Genomic DNA, 25,004 nt, shown 5'->3' on the forward strand with positions numbered 1-25,004 from the left:
TTCGGGTAATTTATTGATGATTTTACAAATATGTTAGTTTTAAGGTTTATGTTAGATTTAAAATCTTTTTTATAATCAAGACAGAAATCTTTGTATCTACCAAAGGTTCTTATTTATCCTTAATAAGTAGTAATAATTTTTTAAGAATGCCGAGGATTCTTGTCATAGACGATGACCCAGCAATTTCAGAACTCGTTGCCGTCAACTTGGAAATGGCTGGCTACGATGTGAGTCAAGCCGAAGATGGAATTAAAGGTCAAGCCTTAGCCCTCCAGCTACAACCAGACTTGATCATGCTTGATCTCATGTTGCCCAGGGTAGATGGTTTTACTGTTTGCCAACGCCTGCGTCGAGACGAACGCACAGCCGAAATTCCTGTTTTGATGCTGACTGCCCTTAGTCAAACTCAAGATAAGGTAGAAGGCTTTAATGCGGGGGCAGATGATTATCTGACCAAACCCTTTGAAGTGGAAGAAATGCTGGCACGAGTGCGGGCATTATTGCGACGCACTGACCGCATTCCCCAAGCTGCAAAACACAGCGAAATTCTGAATTATGGCCCTTTAACTCTCGTTCCAGAAAGATTTGAGGCTATCTGGTTTCATCAAACCGTGAAACTCACTCATCTCGAATTTGAGCTACTGCATTGTTTACTACAACGTCACGGTCAGACTGTATCCCCTAGCGAAATCCTCAGAGAAGTGTGGGGTTACGATCCTGATGATGACATTGAAACTATTCGGGTGCATATTCGCCATTTGCGAACTAAGTTAGAACCAGATCCCCGCCACCCCCGCTATATTAAGACAGTGTATGGTGCGGGATACTGCCTAGAATTGCCTAGCCTGCCGCCATCTAATGAGGGTGCTACCACATCAGTAGTTGAATGAAATCTTGCTCGCTTCGCTAAACTATAGAAGAGATTGAGGAAGATGCAGTTTGCAATGTAGGGTATTGCAGGAAATTCTACTCTTCAACCAGTCGCGCTGTGCGTGTCTAGATTTCACTTTGCTAATTACCCTATAGTTGAGAATCCCCTGTTGATAAAACGGGGGATTCTTGGGTGAAAAGGGAGCTATTGGTTAACCCCTCGTGAGTTCGACGACTGCAAAAAACCCCTCTCCAAACCTCTCCCCTGCAAGGAGAAGCCACTGCGTTGGGCGGGTTTCCCGACTTGTTCGCGGAGCGTTCCCGTAGGGTAGCAAGTGGCGTAGAGGCTTTAAAACCTTGATTTTTCGTTGATATATCATGCTTTTTACTCCCCTTTCCGCGTCGGAGAGGGGTTGGGGGAGAGATCAGAAAACACTTGTCGAACTCACGTTAACCCCTCGTCAAGCATCTTGACCCTTCCCTTCTCTACGTTCGCGGAGCGTGTCGTAGAGAAGGGCAGGGGGCAGGGGGCAGGGGGCAGGGGAAGAATTATCTGTAGCCGGGATTTAGAGAAATGGTATAACTCACCGTATGCTATGGGGCAGCAACGTCTCTATTTGTTGAGCTTTTGCTAGTCTGCTACCGTATTTACGAAATTCTGTGACAATGGATGAAGTTAGCCAGAATATCTACTTATCCCAGTTACTCATGACTCAGAGTTCTCAAAACAGTTCTTCCCAGCGTAAATCATTGTTATCCCCTTGGCAGTGGCTGTATGCTTTTTGGAAGTTTTCGCGCCCACATACAATCATTGGTACAAGTTTAAGTGTGTTGGGTTTATATTTAGTTGCTGTGGCAATTCATTCTACTGGCTTTGCTGTCAGTCAAATTATACCTGTTATGGGTGCATGGATTGCTTGTTTATGTGGCAACGTTTATATTGTGGGGTTAAATCAACTACAAGATGTTGATATTGATAAAATTAATAAGCCCCATCTGCCCCTAGCGTCAGGAGAGTTTAGCCGTAAGCAGGGGCAAATAATTGTGAGCATTATGGGGATTTTAGCTTTAGTTTTAGCGTGGCTAAATGGCCCTTATTTATTGGGGATGGTGGCTTTGAGTTTAGCTATTGGTACGGCTTATTCTTTACCGCCAATTCGTTTAAAACAATTTCCTTTTTGGGCGGCATTATGTATTTTTTCGGTGCGGGGGACTATTGTTAATTTAGGGTTGTTTCTGCACTTTAATTGGTTGCTACAGCAAAACCCATCAATTCCTTTGGTGGTATGGGTATTAACATTATTTATTTTGGTCTTTACCTTTGCGATCGCTATTTTTAAAGATATCCCGGATATGGAAGGCGATCGCCTCTACAATATTACTACTTTTACTATTCAATTAGGTTCACAAACTGTATTTAATTTGGCTCTGTGGGTGATCACCATTTGCTACTTAGCTATGGTGATAGTTGGGGTATTGCGTGTAGAGTCAATTAATTCGGCATTTTTGGTAATTAGCCATTTAATTGCATTGTGTTGGATGTGGGTGAGGAGTTTAGCGGTAGACTTACAAGATAAAAGAGCGATCGCACAATTTTATCAATTCATCTGGAAGTTATTTTTCTTAGAATACTTAATGTTCCCCGTTGCTTGTCTTTTAGCTTAAAATTATGTTAGATAATTTGCAAATAACTAATGTTTTAGCAATTATTGTAGTTGTAATTGCTGTTGGTTTATTAATTTATTTTGCTGTCAAAACGCTGATTACTGCCAATTTATTCCAAAAAGGCGTGAATCTTTATCAGCAGAAAGATTACCCTGGTGCAGAAGCGGCTTTTCGTCAAGTAATTAAGATCAACTCTACTAATGATGTGGTGCGTTTATTTTTGGGTGATGTTTTAAAAGCTCAAGATAAAATTACGGAAGCCACAGAGTTATATCAAGAAGTAATTGCCCGTAGTCCTAAAAATCCTGAAGCTTATTTAAGGCTAGCTAATATTTTGATGCAGGAAAATCAAAAAGAAGAAGCTACAGCGAATCTCAAAAAATCTCAGGAATTATTCCAAAAACAGCGTCAACCTCAAAAGGCTGCCAAGATTAGTCAAATTTTAGAAAAAATGGGGGCTAAAGTCGGCTAGGGTATGGGGCATTGGGCATTGGGCATTGGGCATTGGGCATTGGGTATTGGGCATGGGAAGATTAATTTTTATTGTTGGTTGTGAGCGTAGCTCTGAATTTTGAATTTTGTAGGCGCAAGCCTTCCCGTAAGGGTATTTTGAATTTTGAATTGGGAGCGCAGCGACGTGACTAACACAGGTAAAGTTTATCTTGTAGGTGCAGGGTTAGGAGATGTGGCTTACCTGACGGTAAAAGCTTACAATCTTTTGGCTGTGGCTGAGATTTTAATTTATGATGCCCTTGTAGATGAGCAATTATTAGAGTGTGTACCATCTCATTGCTTAAAGTTGGATGTGGGAAAACGTGGGGGGAAACCTAGCACACCCCAGAGGGAAATTAATCAGTTATTAATAGAGCATTGTCAAGCGGGTAAACGAGTTGTAAGGTTAAAATCAGGTGATCCGTTTATTTTTGGACGCTGTACCTCGGAAATTGAAGCTTTGAAATCTGTAGGGTGTGATTTTGAAGTTATACCGGGAATTTCTTCTGCTTTAGCTGCACCTTTATTGGCGAGTATTCCCTTGACAGATACTGTTTTAAGTCGCTGTTTTGCAGTGTTGACAGGCCATGAACCAGAAGCTTTAGACTGGGAGGCGTTGTCACGGTTAGACACATTAGTTATCTTGATGGGTGGAAAAAATCTGCCGGAAATTGTAAATCAGTTATTGAGATACAAGGCATCGCAGTTAACACCCATAGCTATTATCCGATGGGCAGGAAGTCCCCAACAACAGATTTGGATTGGTGAATTGGGGAATATTCTAGAACAAACTATTGGTGTATCTCTTTCCCCAGCTGTCATCATCATTGGGGAAGTTGTAGGGCTACGTAATTTCCTGCAACCTGAGACAATATCTTTAAAGCATTCCACTACAGCCATGTCTCATAACCTACCTCTGACTGGTAAAACCATTTTAGTTACACGCTCTTTTGGACAATCGAGTCAATTTAGCGATCGCCTCACCGCCTTTGGTGCTAAAGTCATTGAAATGCCAGCTTTAGAAATTGGCCCCCCTGGCAGTTGGGAAGCGTTAGATCAAGCAATTAATCACTTATCTCAATTTGATTGGTTAATTCTCACTTCCACCAATGGGGTAGATTATTTCTTTGAGAGGTTGAAAATCCAAGGAAAAGACAGTCGCGCCTTGTCTGGGGTAAAAATTGCCGTTGTAGGGGAGAAAACAGCGAAAAGTTTGCAACAACGTGGACTGCAACCGGATTTTACCCCTCCCAATTTTGTTGCTGACTCTTTAGTAGAACACTTTCCTGAAGCATTACCAGGGAAAAAGCTGTTATTTCCTAGGGTGGAAAGTGGTGGTAGAGAAGTTTTAGTTAAGGAATTTACCGCTAAAGGTGCAGAAGTCGTGGAAGTAGCAGCTTATCAATCTTGTTGTCCTAGTAGCATCCCACCAGCCGCAGAATTTGCTCTCAAAAATGGTCAAGTAGATGTGATTACCTTTGCTAGTTCTAAAACTGTACAATTTTTCTGTCAGTTGGTAGATAATATCTTTCCTAGTAATGTTGCTAATGCTTTAAGGGGAGTTTGTATTGCTTCTATTGGCCCTCAAACTTCCAAAACTTGTCAGGCTTTTTTAGGGCGTGTTGATGTCGAGGCTGAAGAATACACATTAGAGGGTTTAAGTCAAGCAATTATCACATGGGTAACGAGTTAACAGACAAGATAAATCCCGTCTCTACCAGGCGTATTATTGGGTTAACTGGGGGTATTGCCACAGGTAAAACGACTGTCGCTAATTATTTGGCGAATGTATATGATTTGCCGATTTTAGATGCAGATATCTATGCTAGGGAAGCAGTATCTATCGGTTCACCTATTTTAGATGCGATCGCACAACGTTACGGTGAAGAAATTTTATTGCCCGATGGTAGTTTGAACCGTTCCCGGTTGGGCGAGATTATTTTTTCTCAACCCACAGAACGCCAGTGGATAGATAGTATCATTCATCCTGATGTGCGCGATCGCTTTCTCCAGGCGATGGCTGAATCTGCTACATCCACAATAGTATTAGTCATTCCCTTATTATTTGAAGCTCAGATGAATGATTTAGTTACAGAAATCTGGGTGGTAATTTGTTCGGAATCACAACAATTACAAAGACTAATTGAACGTAATCAATTAACTCCAGAGCAGGCAAAATCACGCATCAATAGTCAACTATCTCTAGCTGAAAAAGCAGCACGGGCTGATTTTGTCTTAGATAATTCTGGGAATTTATCAGATTTACTTAAACAAGTAGATTTTGTAATTCGTAACGATGCTCCCGCCCCGCTCCGCTAACGTAATACTCGCAAAGCGAGAAGCAAGCTACGTAATTCGTAATTATTACAGCAGATTCTATGTTTATCAGTTACAGCAAATGATTCAGGACTTACGCAACTGGCACAATGCGATCGCCAGTTTATAGTACATAAGTATTAATTTGATTCCGAAAGCTTTGTCTTCGCAATAGAAGTCGGTGTCTTGGAAGCAAAACATAAAATATTCATGAGAAAATAGCTAGAGATTGTATGAAATAAATTTTGCTGACGGTAATGAGATTTACTAAACTTAATTACTGCCAATACTTATTAAGTAGTCAAATTAATTATACGATGACTAATTTGGCAGAGCATTTAGAGACTATTAGCCATGATGCAATTAACTACTATTTGAAGAGAGAAAAGTTAACACCTCGATTACTCTGGGATAACGTGAAAGAGGTAGTTGAGCCGGATACGAATGCTTACATAATATTTGATGATAGCGTTTTAGATAAAAGATATTCTGAAGAAATAGAAATAGTCAGGAGACAATATAGTGGTAATGAGCATGGTGTTGTCAAAGGCATTGGTGTAGTTAGTTGCGTGTATGTCAACCCTACTATTCAAAGATTTTGGGTCATAGATTACCGCATTTTCAATCCTGATATCGATGGTAAAACCAAGGTAGACCATGTGAAAGATATGCTGCAAAACCTTGTATATCATAAGCTTTTACCATTTGATACTGTTTTGATGGACACATGGTATGCTGTACATAGTTTAATGCTTTATATTGATAGTTTAGAAAAAATTTATTATTGCCCTTTAAAAAATAATCGCTTAGTTGATGATAGCTTTGCCAAAGAAAAATATAAACGTATTGAATTATTAGAGTGGAGTCCTGAAGAGTTAGAATGTGGTAAAATCATAAAAATTAAAGGGTTTCCGCCAGAGAAAAAAGTGAAACTATTCCGGGTTACTGTTTCTACCAACAGAACGGATTATATCGCCACTAACGATTTATCTCAAAGCTCCACGGATGTTGTACAACAGGTGTGTAAGATTCGTTGGAAAATTGAAGAGTTTCACAGAGAGATTAAACAATTAACAGGCATTGAATCTTGTCAATGTCGTAAGGCTAGGCTGCAAAGAAATCATATTGCTTGTGCAATGTTAGTTTGGATTAGATTAAAGAATTTAGCCTATCAAACTGGTCAAACTGTTTATCAAATCAAGCATAATTTGCTTTCTAATTATTTAATTCAGCAACTCAAACGCCCAAGTATTCTTATGTGCTTGGTCTGAGTTGAATTGTCCCTGGGTAGGGCTGCGCCTTACCCCCTCTTTGTGCCAGTTGCGTAAGTCCTGTGATTAAAAAAAGTAATGAGCAATTAATAATGAGTAAGAAAATTACTTATTACTTATTACTTATTACTTATTACTTATAATCTTTTAAAACGCAGAGGGGCGCGGAGTAAAGCGCAGAGTTACGCGGAGATTTGTACTTCAACAGACTAGGAAATGCTATATCTTATCTTGTGCTGGGGGAACAATGCGACTTTTATATAAACCTACATCAATTTCTTTGAGTAGTTGAAAGTCTTCTTCTGGTAAAGGATAGCTGCTACTACTAAATAAACCTGCACTGACAGCAGGCTGTTTTTCTAGAAAAGAAAATGCTTGGCGAAATTGTTGGGGTTGGGCTTTGATTGGTGCATCGAAATGACAGGGAATAATCCACTGAAAGTCCCAACTTGCAACTTTATTAGCCCAGTTGATAGTTTCTCTGGGTGCGCGGTTGAGAATTAATGTCTGTAGTATGGGTGCGACAAATAAACGCCCATTCCCTTGCAAAGCATAAAATGAACGCTGCCAATCATGTCGCCATTTAAAGGGAAATAACCCAAAATAAGCTTTATAGGACTTTTCTGGGGCTGTGAGGGCATCTTTTAAGATATTAGTCCAAGGGGGTACTTCTAATGCGCTAGGGCGGAAATACAAGGCAAATAAACAAATGCGCTGCCATCCCTGGCGACGATTGGCTTGATTGTCTGTAACTATGTCTGCGGCTTGGTTTTTAGCGTGAAAGAGTAAGGCGTAAGGATCTAACTGAACGATCGCGGGGGGATTTTCAGGTACAGAAATCACCGAATCTGTTACTAATAGAGTATGCGATCGCTTGTGTAAAAATGCCACCTCTGCAAATTTACCAGGGCCAAGGTCAATGGTATCTAATATCGCATAGTCAAACTCATCAGCAAAGGGAGCTTGGCTACTATCGGCTGGTAATATGTGAGTGCGTTTAGCAGGTAAACCCAACCAACTCAGGGGTAAATTGAGGGGAAAACTCCATTGATTTGGGGCAACAAAAACCTGTGCATTGGGGAAGCGTCTGGCAAAAGGGCCAACAAAGACTTTATGTTCTAAGCCGGAAATGGTGGGCAGAATAATATATTTCACATCTCCATGTTCTGCCACTATTTCATTAACTAGCCTCATACATTCGGGAGTTGGGGCGACGGGTGCATATACTAAAAGCCCGCCTTGTGCTAGTTTCACAACAGTCATCCGAATGGGAACGATGACGTAAAAAATCCCCTGCATCTGGTCAAAAGTCCAGATTGTGTCTTTAATAATTTCTTGGCGTAGTGTTCTCCGTTTACTATATGGGTAGAGTGGCAAAGTAAACCAGAAAGGCCAAGTAAACTCTTGCGGATTAATCGGTTCTAAGATATTTGCAAGTTCATCATCACTCACTCCGCGACTCCCTCCCAATTCCCAAAACTCAAACTATATTGATTGCAACTCCGAACATTTGAGTTTAGCAAATATTTGATGTCGTTGGAATTGGTAATCTAACGTGAGTTCGATGACCTCTCCCCAACCCCTTCCCTACAAGGCTATCCATTACCCGGATCTTTCTTAACAAAAAGTAAAAATACTTAAAAGAAGGCGAAAGGCTTGATAGGTATAGTTTTGAGAGAGGAGAGACAGGGTGTAAAAAATGGAAAAATGGGCAGCAAGGGAATTGAGGTACTTAGATTTGGGAGATAAACGGCGAAACAAGCGTCTGATAAAGATGGTAGAAGATTTAGCCGCACAACCAACATCGAGTGTACCTCAAGCATGTGGAAGCATAGCAGCGACAACAGCAGCATATGATTTATGGAATTCGGCGTATATACAACCAGCAGATATAAGTAATGGACACGTCAAAAGTGCTATCGAAAGGGCAAAAGAGCAAGAGATAGTATTAGCAATACAAGATACAACAAACCTGGATGTAACAAGTCATCCAGCAACAGAAGGAATCGGATATCTAGACCATAGAAAAAGTTTAGGATTAAAAGTGCATTCAACATTATTATCAAGCAAAAAAGGAGTGCCACTGGGAGTAATAGACCAACAAGTGTGGTCAAGAAATATTGAAGATTTAGGAATAGCAAAAACCCGGAGAAAAAGACAAACAGAAGAAAAAGAAAGCCAACGATGGTTAGAAGGGGTAGAGAGAACGAATAAATTGTTACCAGCAGGCATAAAAATCATAACAGTAGCAGATTCGGAAGCAGATATATTTGATTTATTTAACAAAGAAAGACCAGAAAATAGTCACTTACTAATTCGAGGAACTCACAATAGAAAAGTCAACCATACAGCGAATTATCTGCATGAAGCGATACGGTCAAGTCCAAAACAGGGAGAAGTAGAAGTCACGGTAAAAAGGAATCCACAAAGACCAGAACGGATAGCAAAATTAACAATTAGATACGAAACTATTGAAATAGAAGTACCAAAAAATAAGCTCGGGCGTTCTCAACTAAAACCAGTAAAACTACAGGTAATCTTAGCAGAAGAAAAGAATCCACCACCGGATGTAAAATCAATAAGTTGGTTATTGTTAACGACATGGGAAATTCATAGCCTTGAAGATGCCGTAAAATGTGTTGAATGGTATACATATCGTTGGTTAATCGAGCGTTATCACTATACGTTGAAAAGCGGTTGTCGCATCGAGGAATTACAACTGGAGACAGGAAAACGGCTATCTATGGCATTAGCTACATATTCGATTGTGGCATGGCGATTATTATGGTTAACTTACCAAGCCAGGCACAATCCAGAACAAAGTTGTCAAACGGTTTTCACTACAGTTGAATGGCAACGCCAGTCGCCTCAAGTCGGGAAACCCGCCCACGGCGCTGGCTCATCTTTATGTGTGAGTGTGAACAAGAACCCAATTCCACCAGCCGAGCCACCAACATTAACACAAGCTGTACGGATGATTGCTCGACTTGGTGGTTTTCTGGGTCGTAAAGGTGATGGGGAACCCGGTGTCAAGACTATTTGGCGAGGGTTACGACGATTGCACGATATTGCTGCCACTTGGAAACTAGCCCATCAAATCTCAACGCATACTTTCTGAATTTTGTCTAATCTTTATGGCAACCCCATCTCCTGTAATTCCCTCTATAACTGCTTTTCAGCCTTTATTAAGAAAGATGTGACTAATGGATAGCCTACTAGGGAAGGGGGGAAAATTAAAGCCTCTCTCCTTGTAGGGGAGAGGTTTGGAGAGGGGTTTTCCAGATCCTGTGAAAAGTCAGAAAAACCAATACCGTTCAGTTAAGGCTAAAAATAAAACTAGTGTAGGTTGGGTGAGGAACGTAGGTGCAGCCTTCTAGAAGCGAAACCCAACATCTACAGGCTTTTGTTTGGTTTCGCTATCGCTCTACCCTGCGGGAAACAACCTACGCAATTCGCAATTACATAGACTTGATAACTGTCTTTTTTTGCGGGGATATGGTAGATTTTACTACATTTAAACAAGTATAGGATTCCTACTTGATTTCTGAACAGATACGTAGATACGTAGGGGAGGCACATTGCAGTGTGGATTTTCCTCCTGCAATGTTGCCCTTGTGTTAGCAGCGATAGTACAGCAAATAGTACCAAGGCCTTTGGTGCGTTACGGCTTACGTCTAACACACCCTACATACACTACATATACTTAAATTTTTTCAGAAATCAAATCGGATTCCTATATGTAGTTGAGTTTACTTAAATATTTATGGCGGATATTTCAGAAGAGTCAATTCTTAATGCTAGCGTCAGTGATCAAGCCGCAGCAGAAGATAACCTTGGTTTTAAACCTTATGTAGAAGCCATTGCTGAGTTCTTAATTAACCCTGTAACTGAACCTCCATTAACTATCTCTATAGAGGGGGAATGGGGTAGTGGTAAATCTTCTTTTATGAAGCAATTACAGAAAACTATTGAGGAATTTCAGCACAAAAAACTTGAAAAAGAGTTACAAATAAATTCAGGAAGATGGCAGACACAAGCAGAAACTGTAATTAGAGAAATTAAGGAAGGTTTAAATAATTATATACCAAGTCGCCTTGATTTTTTAAAAGCAATTACTGAATTTATTGCATTAGCTTTTAAAGTAATTTTTTCTCTATTAATTAATATATATAAATGGATAAGTTTAAATTTTCATAAGCTACTACAACCAAAACCTAGAATTATCTGGTTCAATGCTTGGAAACACGATAAAGCAGAAGCTTTATGGGCAGCTTTTGCGCTAGAATTTCTCCGTCAAGTTTCTATATCTCGGCTTGGTTATAATATATTAGATTTTTTAAAAGTTAATATCAACTTGTTCAGGCTGCGCTTTGACTGGCAAAATGGGTTTGAGTTTCTTTCTTTAGCACTTTTAGGTCTTGGCACTATCGTTATATTGGCAGTTGTCGCCGTATACAAGGGAGATGAGTTATTTCAGCCAGGTGGCGAAATTCAGAAAATCTTTGTTCAAGTATTTCAAAAACCATTAAATATTCCTATTAAGCAAATATTTCAACCAACAGTAAATATTCCTCGGTTGGTTTTTAGAGGTGTAGTTACTCTGTTTTCAGTGAGAGGCTTTGTTTCCTTATTACTGAAACTTCTTAATGTTGGTGATCCTAAAAATGAACTGGCTAAATATCTAAAAACACCTAACTATGAAAACCAAGTTGCTTTTATTGAGAAGTTTCACGAAGATTTTAAAAAAATTGTGCAAGCCTACGCTGGGAAAAATAAAGTATATGTTTTTATTGATGATCTAGACCGTTGTGAAGTTCCTAAGTCTGCGGAACTGATGCAGGCTATCAATATGATGATAGCAAATGATCCACAGTTAATTTTTATTCTGGGTATGGATCGAGAAAAAGTAGCGGCGGGGATTGCGGTTAAGTATAAAGATTTAATTCCCTATTTATCAGTTGATGCTGATCATGAAAATATTAACATTTCATGTAGAAAAGGGATGGAATATGGTTATGCTTTTTTGGAAAAGTTTATTCAGATTCCTTTTCAAGTTCCACAACCTGCTCAATCTGAATTTCAGCGTTTTTTAGAAAATATTGCTCGACCAAAAACTAAGACAAAAAGTTTTTGGTATTATTCTTGGTTGAATATTGCTAATTTTAGGCAATACATTGTTCAGTTGATAAATAGACAACCAGAAAACAGAGCCGAACAAGAAACACCAAGACAAAATACCCAAACCACATCAACACGAAAACAAAAAGTATTAACTCGTCGAGAACAATTAAAACTTGCAGTCACGGAAGATTCTCAAAATGTGCGCGATATCATCTTAATGGTTGCACCAGTTCTAGATTATAATCCCCGGCGTTTAAAGCAGTTTATTAATTTGTTTAGGCTAAAAACTTATATAGCTGGTAATACAGGTGGCTTTGATGAATTAAGTTATGAAGGAGAAACTATAAAACCGTTAACATTAGAGCAGCTAGGTAAGTTTACAGCTATTAGTTTAAAGTTTCCTAGATTGATTGTTGATTTAAATATTGACCGTCAGCTACTTAAAAATCTGCAAAATGGTGCGCTCAAAAATCCTGTTGCCTTTAGTCAATATAATAAAAATACACAATATTGGGGTGAACATCAAAAACTAGTTGAACTGCTGCGTTCTCCTGGGGTGTTTCAGCTACCAAATTCGGAGAGTATGGTTATAGAAGATAAATATAGTTTGGCAGAGGTTGATGTAGATAAACTGCTACAAGTTGCCCCTGGAACACAAGATGACCTCAGTTCAGAAAGAGGTATAGACTATACTAAACTGCGGAACTACTTAAGAAACGGACAATGGCAAGAAGCGGACAATGAAACTTATCTGGTAATGCTTCAGGCGGTAGGACGTAATGAAGGCGATTGGTTAAGGAGTGAAGAATTATTAAGTTTTCCTTGTACTGACCTCCATACAATTGACAACCTGTGGGTAAGATATAGCAATGGTCATTTTGGCTTCAGTGTTCAAAAAGAAATTTACTTCAGCGTAGGCGGAAATCCAGACGGTAAGTATTACGAAGAAGCCTGGGAGAAATTTGGCGATCGCGTAGGATGGAGAGTCAAAGAAGGCTGGATATACTATCAAGATGTAGCTTTTGACATATCTTCCCCACGAGGACATCTCCCCGTGGGAGGAAGAGACGTAACCGCGTTTCCCCTTGCAGGGGGACACATCTTCCCTGGAAAATCTCTTCTCTCACATCCAGACTTGTAAACTCTCACATCTAAGGCTTTCCAATAATTCTAAAGATTTATAACAAGCCCCATAAGCACGGTAGAATCAGCATTTTATTTTTCCGATACCTGGCACTGCGGGGTTATAACAGTTCATGAGGTCAAGACATAAAAAATATAGGCGATCGCACTTTACAATCATGTGAGAGAATCAGGATCTACGCCGAGCGATCTTAATCTTTCTCGTAATAGTTGAGCTTGTTGCTGTGCTTGTTGCGCTTGTTGTTGAGCAAGTTGTGCTTGTTCTTCTGGAGTTAAAAGCCTTTGCCCTTCTTGGTTATACCAATACATCCACTCGCGGGGAATACCGAGATAAGTTCCCTGTTCTATACCAATTCCTAAACCTATTTCTGGTAGCCAAACCGGATTTCCATCATGTAATTCATAAACATTGTTGACTAATTTATATACTTCCAATCGTGGCTTGCGGCGACGCAATGGATTGTAAACTACATAATATAAAATCCCTAGTTTTGCATACTCTGCTTTTTTCGTGGAGTATTCACCGCGATATGTTTGGGATACTACCTCCAGCACTAATACTGGTAGTTTCTTTTCTTCCCAAAGCACATAACTGGGACGGAGGTTTTGATCATAAAATCGTTCTACACCCAAACTCAAAAACCCATCCGGTACTATTGCTGGTAAATCTGGGTCATAATAAATACCCATATCTACACCAAAAAACCAATCCATGCGCTCTGGCCATGCCATTGCCAAAAGGGCTTTGAGTAAACCAGGAATCAAATCTTGTAATTCATTATCCACTGGGGTATCGTCTGAGTCTGGTAGTTCTTCTGATGATGGTAAGCAAGCTAATGGATTGTAATTTAGCATGATTGATTTCCCGTTCCTCAGTTTTGAGTACATCACGCCGTGTGTAACTTCTTTTCAAACCTAACCCCCAACCCCTTCCCTACATAGCTTGCTTCTCCGAAGGAGTGGGAAGGGGAGCAAGAATCAAAGTAGAGACGTTGCATGCAACGTCTCTACAGTTGCAGGGGAGAGGTTTGGAGAGGGGTTTATAAGAATAAGTCGCACATCGCGTTACATCTTTATTTTATTTACATGAGAGAATCAGGAGCTACACCAATAGGGAAGTTTCAAACATCCTCTAAATTCTTCAGTCCGATCGCAATTTTACTGTGTTTCTCAATTTGCCCCATGACTTGTTTTGCCCTTTGAATAACTACCGACGGTAAACCTGCTAGTCTTCCGGCTTCGATGCCGTAGGATTTATCCGCGCCTCCTGGTTGGACTTGATGTAAAAATATGATTTGGTCGGGTAATTCTTTGACTGTCACTTGATAATTAGCCACGTTCGGTAACATTCCCGCTAATTCATTTAATTCATGATAGTGAGTTGCAAAAATTGTCCGCGCTTTGATTTCTGTAGCTAAATATTCCGCTACCGCCCAAGCAATAGAAAGACCGTCAAAGGTAGCTGTACCCCGCCCAATTTCATCTAATAATACTAGGGATTTCGCTGTGGCGTGGTTGAGAATATTAGCTGTTTCGTTCATCTCTACCATAAAGGTAGATTGACCTGTAGCTAGATCATCAACTGCACCTACACGGGTGAAAATGCGATCGCATACTCCCAATGTTGCTGATGTAGCTGGTACAAAACTGCCAATTTGCGCCATTAATTGAATTAGTCCCACTTGACGTAGATAGCAACTTTTACCACTGGCGTTCGGCCCTGTCAAAATAATCAGGTCAGGGAGTGGGGTATGATTTTCTGTACTACTTCCTAACGCTGTGGAGTTGGGGACGAAAAAGCCGGCAGGTAAGGACTGTTCTACTACTGGATGACGGCCGGCGATAATTTGGATTTCTCGGCTGGGTATAATTTCGGGACGACAATAACCTTGCTGTACTGCCAACTCTGCTAAACCACACAATACATCAGCAGCCGCTACGGCGCGGGAAAGGTTGCGAATGACTTCGGCTTGTTGTGCTACTTCTTCCCGGAGAACAACGAATACCTCATACTCCAACTGATTTAAATCTTCCCTAGCTGTCAAAATTCTGGCTTCCCGTTCTTTGAGTTCTGGGGTGATATATCTTTCTTCGTTAGTGAGGGTTTGCTTACGGATGTAATTATTGGGTACTTGGTCAGCCTTCGCACGGGAAATACTAATGTAGTAACCAAAGGTTTTATTAAATCCTACCTTGAGTGTGGGGATACCTATTTTGGCTCTTTCCTCTACTTCTAAATTAGCAATCCATTGTTGGTCTGCTTCTACTGTTGCTTTTCTTTCATCTAACTGCGGATTTACCCCAGGACGAATTAAGCCTCCTTCAGTCAAATGTATGGGTGGTGATTCTACAATATGGGCGTGAATCTTTTGGGCTAATTCTGCCAAAATTGGCGGCACTTTTTGCAATGCTTTCAGGAAGGGTGAACTTGCTTCAGCTACTAAGTTGGCTAATTCTGGTAAACGGGAGAGAGAATCAGCCAAAGCTACTAAATCTCTAGCGTTGGCACTGCCGGAACTTGTCCTACCTGTGAGTCGTTCTAAGTCGTAAATCTGCCGTAATAATTGCCGTAAATCCTGACGCAGAGGGGTATTTTCGGTTAGTTCTTGAATGGTATCTTGCCGGGCGCGAATGCCTTTAATATCTAGTAAGGGTTGTAGTAACCATCGCCGCAAAGACCGGCTACCCATTGCGGTGCTAGTTCTATCTAAAGCCCAAAGTAGCGAACCGTGAAATGTGCCATCGCGGACGGTTTGAGTAATTTCTAAATTGCGGCGGGTTTGGTGGTCAACAATTAAATAATCGGTGATGGTGTAGGTTCTGAGTCTTTGTAGGGAAATGCGGTTTTCTTTTTGGGTATCTTCCACATATTCTAATAACCCACCAGCCGCCCGCACTGCCAGGGGTAGGTGGTCACAACCCAAACCTTCGAGCGATCGCACTTTGAATGTCTGCAATAATTTACTTCTAGCTTCACCTTGAGAAAAGGGGACTTGCGATCGCAAACTGTAACAAAATGATGGTGGTAAACATTCTGGTAAATGGGGCGAACTTTCCCCCGGACGCAGCAATGTACCCAAATCTGGTGCGTTTGTTGGGACTAACACCTCTGAAGGCTGTAAGCGCATCAATTCTTGGGTGAGATGCTCTAAATTACTATCTTGGGTAGTGACAAATTCCCCCGTAGAGATATCGGCATAGGCTAAACCCCAATGATTCCCCGCAATTACCACAGCCGCTAAGTAATTATTGCGACTTGATTTTAACATCCCTTCTTCTAATAGCGTCCCAGGGGTGAGGATGCGTGTTACCTCCCGCCGCACCAAACCCACCGCCTCAGACGAGTCTTCCACTTGGTCGCAAATGACTACAGCATAGCCTTTTTCTACCAGTTGGGTTGTGTAGCGTTCCCAAGCGTGGTGAGGTACACCAGTCATAGCCACACGCCCAATTTCACCGCCGTGCTTACTAGTTAAAACTAATTCCAATTCTCGCGCCACCGTCACCGCATCTTGGAAAAAAGTTTCAAAAAAATCTCCCACCCGATACAGCAACAGCGCATGAGGATACTTATCTTTTACCTCAACATAGTGCTGATACATCTTACTTAGCTTACTGCGGTCTACCTTGCCCGTATCGGTATGAGGCGTAGTAGCAGCAGGGGAGTCTGTCGGCTGGATGTGAGAGTCAGAAACGGTCATAGGATAGATGCTAGGATTTACCGAAAATTTGGGTTTGAGGTTCCCCGTCCACTTCGGCAAGCACTTCGACAAGCACTTCGACAGGCTCAGTGTGGCACTCAGTGTACCACTCAGTGCATCGCTTCCAGGACGGCTTTCATGATATAATATTTTTAGCGGTAAAGCGCACACATAAAAAACGAAGTAGGTCAAGCGGACAACTCCTGATCCGGAACCCTGGTAGTAAAAATCCTAAATCTTGTATAAATGTGGGAGTAAAGCAAAAATTGAAGAAATCGTTTCAAACGCGGTCGGGCAGTCCGTGTATGCTTGTGGACGTATCCAAACGGGGAAATTTGAATATTTTATATTCAGGTTTCTAGGGAGGACGGATGAAGCAAGAATCCTCATGCCTTTAGGCTGAGGAGTGTCAAGCACGCCAAAGCCACAAGATCGGATAATAACGTGATGTGGAAATTTAGCAGCGATCGCTCAAGGTTTTTTCATAAAGCACCAGCCCCTACTTTTCTTGAGTAATGAGTAATGAGTAATAAGTAATGAGTAATAGACCTCTTGCATAAATATTCTTTTGTCTCGCGCAAAGGCGCAAAGGCGCAAAGAAAAGCTCGCAAATAGTGACTTTTGCAAGAAGTCTAATGAGTAAATACCCATGACTTATTACTTGTTACTTCAAGAACGCGAAAAATAACTTTTCCCATTGCCAATTTTACTCAGCCAGGAGATGAAAGGTTTGTGCTTGGTATGTTCCCATGCCCAATGCCCAATGCCCAATGCCCCATGCCCTTGTGGCTGTTATTCATTTCTGCGATAAATCCATAAAATTAGCGAGTTTGTAAACAATTCGCGCTCCCACATTACCATCCCATTCCCCATCACCAACTTCGCACACATCAAAACCAATAATTTTTCTGCCACTGTTCACCAATTCTCGGAATAAACAAAAACTTTGCTGTAATTCCAAACCTCCAGGTACAGGAGTACCAGTATTTGGGCAAAGTTTGGGATCTAAACCATCTACATCAAAGCTAATGTGAACATATTGTGGCAAGTGGCTAATAATTTCTTGGCATAATTCTACCCAGGTTGTTCCTGAATATAACTTCTGTTGAATAGCCTGATCATAATATGCCATAATTCGATGATTTGATTGGTTAATAATTTCTACTTCATCATGACAAATATCACGCAAACCCACCTGGACTAATTTAGAAATCTGTGGGATTTTTAGCGCATTAAACATAATGGAAGCATGGGAAAATTCAAATCCTTCATAGGCATCCCGTAAATCTGCGTGTGCGTCAATGTGCAGAATCCCAAAATTAGGATATTTGTCTGCTAATGCTTGGAAATAACCCAAGGGTGAACTATGATCACCACCAATTACAGCAACACGCTTACCCTGATTTATTGCTGCTTGAGACTGTGTAAATAGCCAGTGGTTGACTTGTTGAGAAGCCTGATTAATTTCTGTTAAAACTGGTGTTAAATCTGGTGTATCTGTTAATGCTTTACCTGCTGCTAATCGTTCAATAATTTGTCCTGCTAAGTTACGATAGTAATTATTTTTATCTAAAATATGTTGGGGTATTTCTACTAGAAAAATGCCTTGTTTCCAGCCATCGGGGTTGTCGAAGTCGAATAAATCGAGTTGAATTGAAGCATCAAGAATACGCTGTGGGGCGTTGGCTGTACCTGCACCATAGGAAACAGTAACTTCCCAAGGTACGGCAAAAACAATTAAGTTAGCAGACTCATAATCACAAGGTAAACCCAAAAGATTACCGTTAATTTCCCCTACGCCGCTAGGATTATAGTCCTGAAGTTGATTACTCATAGTAGTAGATGACAGGTGATGATGTTACAGGTTACAGTCTATCGCCTTATCTCCCTTATCTCCCTTATCTCCCTTATCTCCCTTGTCTCCCTTGTCTCCCTTGTCTCCCTTGTCTCCCTTGTCTCTCCGTTCGCGTAGCGTCCCGCAGGGAAGTTCTAACCTCCGCACCCTACGGGAAGCAAGCTACAGACTTCTCTCCTTGTCTCCCTTGTCTTCCTTGTCTCCCTCCCCAAAGTTCTGTAATTTTGAATTTTGTAGGCGTAAGCCTTCCCGAAGGGTATTTTGAATTTTGAATTAATTAGCCCCCAACCCCCAGTCATGTCAACATTTCCCAATACTAAGTATCATTCCTCACAAGTTCCTCAAATTTTCTGGTTATAACTACTTTCACGGTGAAAGCGATAAATCACAGATTTTAGGCTGATTCACCTGATTGATGCTTGATGGAGAATAACTATGATTCGTTTGCTTGTGGGTATTTTAGTTTTTGTTATTAATACAATTTACCGCGATCGCCCTTACCCCCGCTTTTATGTTTTAGAAACCGTAGCACGAGTACCTTATTTTTCTTATCTATCGGTGCTACATCTCTACGAAACTCTAGGTTTATGGCGTAAGGCAGACTGGCTCAAGGTTCACTTTGCTGAATCTTGGAATGAATTACACCACCTGCTAATTATGGAACATTTGGGGGGTGCTAGTTTTTGGGGCGATCGCTTTTTAGCTAGAACAACTGCTTTAATTTATTACTGGATTATTACGGCGTTGTATATTATCGCCCCCGGTGCTGCATACAATTTCATGGAATTGGTCGAAAAGCACGCCTACAATAGCTATGATAAGTTTCTCACTTCTCACGAAACTGAATTGAAAGCCCAACCTGCACCAGAGGTAGCTACACTCTACTATCGTGATGGTGACTTATATATGTTTGACGAGTTCCAAACCGCCCACACTCCCGCCGAACGTCGCCCACAAATTGATAATCTCTATGATGTGTTTGTAGCTATTCGAGATGATGAGATGGAACACGTTAAAACCATGATTGCTTGTCAATTACCCAATGCGGCACTCTCTACCATCAGTCCCCACAGTCTTGAACCTCAAATAGCAGAATGATGGCTTGACACCGTACCACGAAACCCACACATATCTAAAATTCAATACAGCCAAAACACGGAAACATGAAGATTTGTTTCTGTGTTTTGTCGTTTTTGCTCTGCAATAATTTTTTGTGTCTTTATAGCCGAAAATAAATCATATCAAGGGTATGTAAAGCGATCGCTGATAATTTGCTCTCAATTTTTCTCTTTTTTATCAAAAGTTTTTGATATTACATTTACTTTCAGTATTATTGACGTTGTTAATTATGTGATAATCCCGCTCAAAGTCAGGAAATCATGGGTATTAGCTCTAAAAGTCCATCAGGCACTAATTAAGACTGATTGCGTCAACTATACTGACTGTGTTAAGTATACATCAGTTGATCTGATGCGGAAATTCGATACGCCGTACTGAAAAATAATTACTACTCAACTTATCTTTTAGCAACCATCAAAGTATTTCAACTGTATGGCTAGTAAACTCCTTCACCACACCAAATCATTGTGCGTCTGGGTAGCTGACGTATCATTTCAATTGCTCAAATCTATTTCCTTGAGGCAAGGTTGGCCGCACCACAGACTGCTCAAGAGGATGTCTCCGATTCTAGTTTTACTATCATTTGTGACAGTGTTGTTGGTGAGTAACTTCACCCCTGTCATTGCCCAACTTCCACGACAAGAAATTCGTGGAGTCTGGATGACCAACAATGACTTTAACATCCTCAAAGATCGGCGCAAAGTCCAAGAGTCGATGAAAAAACTACGGGAGATGAACTTTAATACGGTTTACCCTGTGGTGTGGAACTCTGGCTACGTCATGTATCCCAGTGCTGTCGCCCAACGAGCCAATATTCAACCCTTTGTGTTTCGAGGCTCAGATGGCCACGATATCTTAGCAGACGTAGTTAATCAAGCCCATCGTCGGGGTTTGTTAGCAACTGCCTGGTTTGAGTTTGGATTTATGGCACCCCCAACTTCAGAATTGGCCTTAAACCATCCACAGTGGCTAACACAAAAACGCAATGGCAGCAAAACCTCTATGAGTGCGGCTGGAGAAGTTGTATGGCTGAATCCTTTCCACCCTGAAGTACAAAAGTTTATTAGTGATCTCGTCTTAGAAGTCGTCAGCAACTACGATATTGATGGCATTCAGTTTGATGATCACATGAGTTTGCCCCATGAATTTGGCTATGATCGATATACAGTTTCTCTCTACACCAAAGAAACTAAAAATCCTCCCCCAGCCAACCCCCAGGATAGAGCATGGGTGAAGTGGCGAGCTGATAAAATTACAGCCTTCATGACTCAACTACACCAAGCTGTCAAAGCCAGAAAAGCCAATGCTATTTTTTCTGTTGCTCCTAATTACTATGATTTCGCTTATAAGTTTCAACTGCAAGATTGGCTAACTTGGTTACGACAAAATCTTGTGGATGAGTTAATTGTGCAAATGTACCGTCCCAACCTGCAAAGTTTTATTGCTAATATATCCCGTCCCGAAATTCAAGAAGCACGACAAAAGATTCCCACTGCGATTGGAATTATGACTGGTTTACGTAATAATCCAGTTTCTATACAACAAATTAAGTCTCAGGTACGAGTTACCCAAGAACGGGGATTAGGGGTAGCTTTCTTCTACTACGGTAGTATGTGGAACTATTCTTCAGAATCCTTTAATGAACGCCAGGCGGGATTTCAAGCTTTATTCCCCTATCCGGCTTTGCGCGCCAGGGTGGAGTGAAAAGTTTTTGAGCAGGGGAGCAGAGGAGCAGGGGAGCAGGGGTGCAGGGGTGCAGGGGAGCAGGGGTGCAGGGGTGCAGAGGAGCAGGGGTGCAGGGGAGCAGGGGAGAAAAACCACCCACTTTCCTGTGAAGCTTCCCTACGGGAGACTACGGGTAGCTTGGTTCTCCGTAGAAAACTAGGGGAATAATCCTCTAGCTCCTAGCCTCTGTTCTAAGACAGTACAAGCTTCAACCAAGGATGGCAAGACTTGGTAAGCCAAACATCTGATTTCTGGGGATGGTTGTTCTATATCGGGAATCATAATTGGGTACATCCCAGCACTAAAAGCTGCTTCTATACCTACACATGAGTCTTCAAACACCAAACACTGTACAGGAACAACATTAATTCTGCGGCTGGCTTCTAAATATATGTCTGGTGCGGGTTTACCTTGAGCAACATCTTCACTAGTGACAATAGTTCTAAAGTAATGCAGAATACCTGCATTAGTTAAACGCCTGATAGTTCTATTTCTGGCTGTTCCTGTTGCTAAGGCAATAACTATACCTAAATTACTTAACTGCCGGAGTAAATCTATTACCCCAGCTTTTAATGGTAAACCTTCTTGTAGTTCCCGGCGATCGCCTATTTCAATTCGTTGTGCTGTCACCGCATCAAAGGGAAAACTATTCCCATATCTTTGTTTGAGAATTTTTTCTCGCCAAGATAAATCACGTCCGACAAACTCATGATAAAAATCATCTTTCATCAGATAGCCATGACTAGCTAAAGCCTGTTTCCAAGCCCAGCGTGCAATGCTTTCTGTATCAAACAGCAACCCATCCATGTCAAAAATTGCAGCTCGGATATCTGGTAGCACACTCAATCCTCTGTTTACACCTTGACAACGCCTAATTATGTCATTATGCCGTTCATGGACAAAAATAACTGTTGCAATCTATTAATCAGGAAGTTTTAACTTAATTATGCACAAGGATCTTTAAGAACTTATTTATGAACATTAAGTAGGGTGCGTTAGGGCTAGATATCATTTGGTAAAATCCGCAAATCCTTACATAGCCGTAACGCACCAATATTATACGGTGCGTTACGCGTTGTTGAACGCACCCTACAATATAATTTCTAAAGCCAATTACCCACCAATACAAATGCTGACCAATAAAAAGGATGTTGTAAATCGGGATTTTGTAAAAAACTGATTTGAGTTTGTCGTAATGCTTCTGCTTTGCTTATACCCGGTTGTCTGAGGTGTTTATAAAATTCCACCATAAACTTAGCAGTAGATTCGTCTTTGACTGCCCAGAGAGTAGCTAGAGTGCTACGCGCACCGGAACGTACTGCTACCCCAGCCAAGCCTAGTATAGCTCGATTGTCTCCTTTGGCTGTTTGACAGGCACTCAGAACCATTAATTCTACAGGTGTAGATTGTGATTCGTTTCTGGCTTGCAGAAATTCACTTAATTGTTTAACATTAATCTTTTCATTCCAACTGAGGATAAAAGTGTCATCAGACTGGCTACTAAATTGACCATGAGTAGCTAAATGTAACACTGAAAATGGTGTTGATTCTATAGCTTGTTTGAGATTAGTGTCGGTAAAATCTTCATTTAAAAGTAGTTTTGAAGAAACTTCTGAAGAAATTTCTGTGACTTCCGATTTAACTGCTGGTAAAGCTTTAAACCCTTGCCGTGATTCACTCAGCGCAGCTGTCATCAATTGCAGATTTTCAGGTTTGAGCGATCGCGCTGGCATTAACTGCATCCCTGGCGATAGTGCTAAACTGTATTTCTCTACCAAATACTGTTTACCGTCATGTAAAACTGCCATTGGGATATTACGCAGAGAACCATCTAAGACAAAAGCCAGGGTTTTGACTCGACTGTTGCTTAACTCAGATTCCAGGGGATGTATTAACAAATCATAAACTTTTTGAGAAACAGATAATCTTTCCTGATTAGAGAAAATGGGATTGAGAGATTGGCGCGTTTGTTTGATGATACTTTCTACTTCCCCTGAAGATAGAACAGTTTTATAGCTAGATAAAGGTCTGCCAGGAATTGATAAAATCACTTCTAAGCGATCGCCTAAAATAATCGGATAGATTACTGCTGCTTGGTTGTCAATCTGATCAATTTGCTCTGGTTTGGCGTTTAAGCAAGCTTCCCGAAAGAAATTATCTAACTCTGCTAGTTGTAATGCTTCAATCGTGTCTCGTGCTAATTTTAAGTTTTGTTGACTCGGTTGGGGCGATCGCAGTAATATATCCACCAATTCCCGATAAATTGGTTCGACACTCTCCTGAAAAGAAAACTGCACATCACGATTAACCGCTACTAAGTCACTACGCAGAGATTTCAGGTTTTTCACAGCACTATCATAAGCTGCGATCGCACCTTGATTATCACCTTGTTTTTTTAGAATCCGCCCAACTTGCCAAGCCGCTTGATAGTTAATATCAGCAGCATTAATTTCTTGAGTAATTTGTAATGCTTGTTGACTGAGTGTTAAAGCGTCAGCTAATTGCTGCTTTTCAAAGTACAATTTTCCTAACTCATTTAAAGCATAAGCTTGAGAACGCAAATCACCCAGCATTTGCGCCTCTCGTACTGCACGAGCTAAAATTTGGGCTGATTCTTGATATGATATTGCCTGATTTCCATCCAGTTTTGACAATTTAGTCAAATTACGGACAAAATTAATTTTTGCATAAATAGAAAGCCGACTAGCAGGCAATTTCTCTAATTGCAACTTAATCTTTGATAATAACGCCGCAGTCTTTTTAGTTTGTCTACTTTCTACATAAAGACTGAGTTGATTTAACTGTGCTTCTACTTGTAATTGAGAATTATTTGTCTGCTCTATAACTTGTTGATAATAATCTAAAGCTGCCTCTATTTGTTGTAAATCTCTAGCGTTATTTCCCAAGTTAAACAAAACATTGCTGATATCTGTAGCAGAATTTAAAGCCTTACTAATCTTTAAACTCTGCTGTAAAATTTCTTGAGATTGTTGTATATCTCCTACTAATTGAAACGCAATGCCTAAACTTTGTAATGCTTTGGCTTTAATGATAGAGTCCGGCTGATTTTGCAACTTTTGCTGCACATTAACTAACAACTGCTGCCCTCGGCGATATAATCCTAAAGCTCGCATTGCTTGGGCTTGGTTAATTTGGCTACCTACCTTTCCTACTTCATCGCCAGCTACTGCATATGCACTTTCCGCCTCTTGCCAAGCTGTTAAAGCTACTTGTGCTTGTCCTCTAGAAAGTTTGAGATTTCCTAGAGTATTGAGAGCTACTGCTAAAATATTGGCGTTTCCTTGCTGCTGGGCTTGCGGATGTTTTAAGATATCTAAACTCTTATTAATAGCAACTTCTGCCTTTTGCCAATCGCCTAAATTTTGATAACCCAAGGAAAGATAACTTAAACTCCAAGCTTCATTGAGGATGTCGCCTTGATTTTTAAAGCCAAGATAGGCAGCTTCCCAAAATTTTACTGCTTCTGTAAAGCGTCCAGCTTCAAACAGATTTCTACCCTCATGTAGTTGATATTGAGGATTTACAGAATCAATAATCTGGTATTGGCGTAAACTTGAGTCTGCTATCAGATTTAATGTTGATATTTCTCCTAACTGCTGGTTATTGTGTGCAAATACCTTAACACCTGTTGTTGTTAAAAATAAAGTTACTCCTGCCAGGGATATAGCATATCTAGTAACATTTAACATATACTCATTTTTGTAC

The 25,004-nt window shown here is 40.7% G+C and carries 19 protein-coding genes; 12 read left to right on the top strand and 7 right to left on the bottom strand.

The window, feature by feature from the left end; all coding sequences use genetic code 11:
- The first annotated feature begins 146 nt into the window (after positions 1–146).
- From ACPZ3T_RS24470 to ACPZ3T_RS24495, 6 genes are all read left to right on the top strand, one after another.
- Positions 147–890 carry a response regulator transcription factor gene (locus tag ACPZ3T_RS24470; RefSeq protein ID WP_490272039.1) on the top strand — a complete coding sequence of 248 codons (744 nt, stop codon included), beginning with the start codon at positions 147–149 and terminating at the stop codon, positions 888–890.
- Positions 891–1,578: 688 nt separating this feature from the next.
- Positions 1,579–2,535, top strand: a complete 957-nt coding sequence (locus tag ACPZ3T_RS24475; RefSeq protein WP_490277358.1) for a homogentisate phytyltransferase — start codon at positions 1,579–1,581, stop codon at positions 2,533–2,535.
- Positions 2,536–2,539: 4 nt separating this feature from the next.
- Positions 2,540–3,007: a tetratricopeptide repeat protein gene (locus ACPZ3T_RS24480; RefSeq protein ID WP_490272040.1), complete on the top strand. Its 468-nt coding sequence runs from the start codon at positions 2,540–2,542 to the stop codon at positions 3,005–3,007.
- Between the two features lie 165 nt (positions 3,008–3,172).
- Positions 3,173–4,720 carry a uroporphyrinogen-III C-methyltransferase gene (cobA, locus tag ACPZ3T_RS24485; protein WP_490272041.1) on the top strand — a complete coding sequence of 516 codons (1,548 nt, stop codon included), beginning with the start codon at positions 3,173–3,175 and terminating at the stop codon, positions 4,718–4,720.
- Complete coding sequence (gene coaE, locus ACPZ3T_RS24490; protein ID WP_490272042.1) at positions 4,705–5,346, top strand: dephospho-CoA kinase; 642 nt, start codon at positions 4,705–4,707, stop codon at positions 5,344–5,346. The genes cobA and coaE overlap by 16 nt, the downstream gene beginning before the upstream one ends.
- Positions 5,347–5,600: 254 nt before the next feature.
- Positions 5,601–6,614 (top strand): IS701 family transposase, encoded by a 1,014-nt coding sequence (locus ACPZ3T_RS24495; RefSeq protein WP_490277297.1) that lies wholly within the window; start codon positions 5,601–5,603, stop codon positions 6,612–6,614.
- A 219-nt stretch (positions 6,615–6,833) separates the two neighbouring features.
- Here the strand turns inward: ACPZ3T_RS24495 and ACPZ3T_RS24500 are convergent, their stop codons facing one another.
- Positions 6,834–8,066, bottom strand: coding sequence for a DUF4336 domain-containing protein (locus ACPZ3T_RS24500; RefSeq protein ID WP_490272043.1), 1,233 nt, complete (start codon positions 8,064–8,066; stop codon positions 6,834–6,836).
- A 247-nt stretch (positions 8,067–8,313) separates the two neighbouring features.
- Here ACPZ3T_RS24500 and ACPZ3T_RS24505 point away from each other — a divergent pair, with 247 nt between their 5' ends.
- From ACPZ3T_RS24505 to ACPZ3T_RS24515, 3 genes are all read left to right on the top strand, one after another.
- Positions 8,314–9,732, top strand: coding sequence for an IS4 family transposase (locus tag ACPZ3T_RS24505; RefSeq protein ID WP_490272044.1), 1,419 nt, complete (start codon positions 8,314–8,316; stop codon positions 9,730–9,732).
- A gap of 245 nt (positions 9,733–9,977) precedes the next feature.
- The gene (locus ACPZ3T_RS24510; RefSeq protein WP_490272045.1) at positions 9,978–10,142 is read left to right on the top strand and encodes a hypothetical protein; all 165 of its coding nucleotides are present in this window, start codon (positions 9,978–9,980) and stop codon (positions 10,140–10,142) included.
- A 235-nt stretch (positions 10,143–10,377) separates the two neighbouring features.
- The gene (locus ACPZ3T_RS24515) at positions 10,378–12,876 is read left to right on the top strand and encodes a GUN4 domain-containing protein (protein ID WP_490272046.1); all 2,499 of its coding nucleotides are present in this window, start codon (positions 10,378–10,380) and stop codon (positions 12,874–12,876) included.
- 158 nt (positions 12,877–13,034) lie between these two features.
- On the opposite strand, the gene ACPZ3T_RS24520 is transcribed toward ACPZ3T_RS24515, so the two are convergent.
- The 4 genes from ACPZ3T_RS24520 to ACPZ3T_RS24535 all read right to left on the bottom strand — a co-directional run bounded on the left by ACPZ3T_RS24520 (position 13,035) and on the right by ACPZ3T_RS24535 (position 18,581).
- On the bottom strand, positions 13,035–13,733 hold the full coding sequence (locus tag ACPZ3T_RS24520) for a Uma2 family endonuclease (protein ID WP_490272047.1): 699 nt from the start codon (positions 13,731–13,733) through the stop codon (positions 13,035–13,037).
- A 266-nt stretch (positions 13,734–13,999) separates the two neighbouring features.
- Positions 14,000–16,579: a DNA mismatch repair protein MutS gene (gene mutS / locus ACPZ3T_RS24525; RefSeq protein WP_490277359.1), complete on the bottom strand. Its 2,580-nt coding sequence runs from the start codon at positions 16,577–16,579 to the stop codon at positions 14,000–14,002.
- A gap of 796 nt (positions 16,580–17,375) precedes the next feature.
- A complete protein-coding gene (gene speB / locus ACPZ3T_RS24530) occupies positions 17,376–18,413 on the bottom strand; it encodes an agmatinase SpeB (protein ID WP_490272048.1) in 1,038 nt (345 codons plus the stop codon).
- A gap of 24 nt (positions 18,414–18,437) precedes the next feature.
- Positions 18,438–18,581 carry a hypothetical protein gene (locus ACPZ3T_RS24535; RefSeq protein WP_490272049.1) on the bottom strand — a complete coding sequence of 48 codons (144 nt, stop codon included), beginning with the start codon at positions 18,579–18,581 and terminating at the stop codon, positions 18,438–18,440.
- 288 nt (positions 18,582–18,869) lie between these two features.
- Here ACPZ3T_RS24535 and ACPZ3T_RS24540 point away from each other — a divergent pair, with 288 nt between their 5' ends.
- The 3 genes from ACPZ3T_RS24540 (at position 18,870) to ACPZ3T_RS24550 (ending at position 21,438) form a co-directional block, all read left to right on the top strand.
- Positions 18,870–19,532 (top strand): alternative oxidase, encoded by a 663-nt coding sequence (locus ACPZ3T_RS24540; RefSeq protein WP_490272050.1) that lies wholly within the window; start codon positions 18,870–18,872, stop codon positions 19,530–19,532.
- A 576-nt stretch (positions 19,533–20,108) separates the two neighbouring features.
- Entirely contained in the window at positions 20,109–21,257 is a 1,149-nt protein-coding gene (locus tag ACPZ3T_RS24545) for a glycoside hydrolase family 10-like protein (protein ID WP_490272051.1), read from the top strand.
- Between the two features lie 7 nt (positions 21,258–21,264).
- On the top strand, positions 21,265–21,438 hold the full coding sequence (locus ACPZ3T_RS24550) for a hypothetical protein (protein ID WP_490272052.1): 174 nt from the start codon (positions 21,265–21,267) through the stop codon (positions 21,436–21,438).
- Here ACPZ3T_RS24550 and ACPZ3T_RS24555 read toward each other — a convergent pair.
- Complete coding sequence (locus tag ACPZ3T_RS24555) at positions 21,435–22,118, bottom strand: HAD family hydrolase (protein ID WP_490277360.1); 684 nt, start codon at positions 22,116–22,118, stop codon at positions 21,435–21,437. The genes ACPZ3T_RS24550 and ACPZ3T_RS24555 overlap by 4 nt on opposite strands.
- Positions 22,119–22,381: 263 nt before the next feature.
- Entirely contained in the window at positions 22,382–24,988 is a 2,607-nt protein-coding gene (locus ACPZ3T_RS24560) for a CHAT domain-containing protein (RefSeq protein ID WP_490272053.1), read from the bottom strand.
- Positions 24,989–25,004 lie beyond the last annotated feature (16 nt).

The organism is Aliinostoc maniaoense (genome assembly GCF_058172895.1).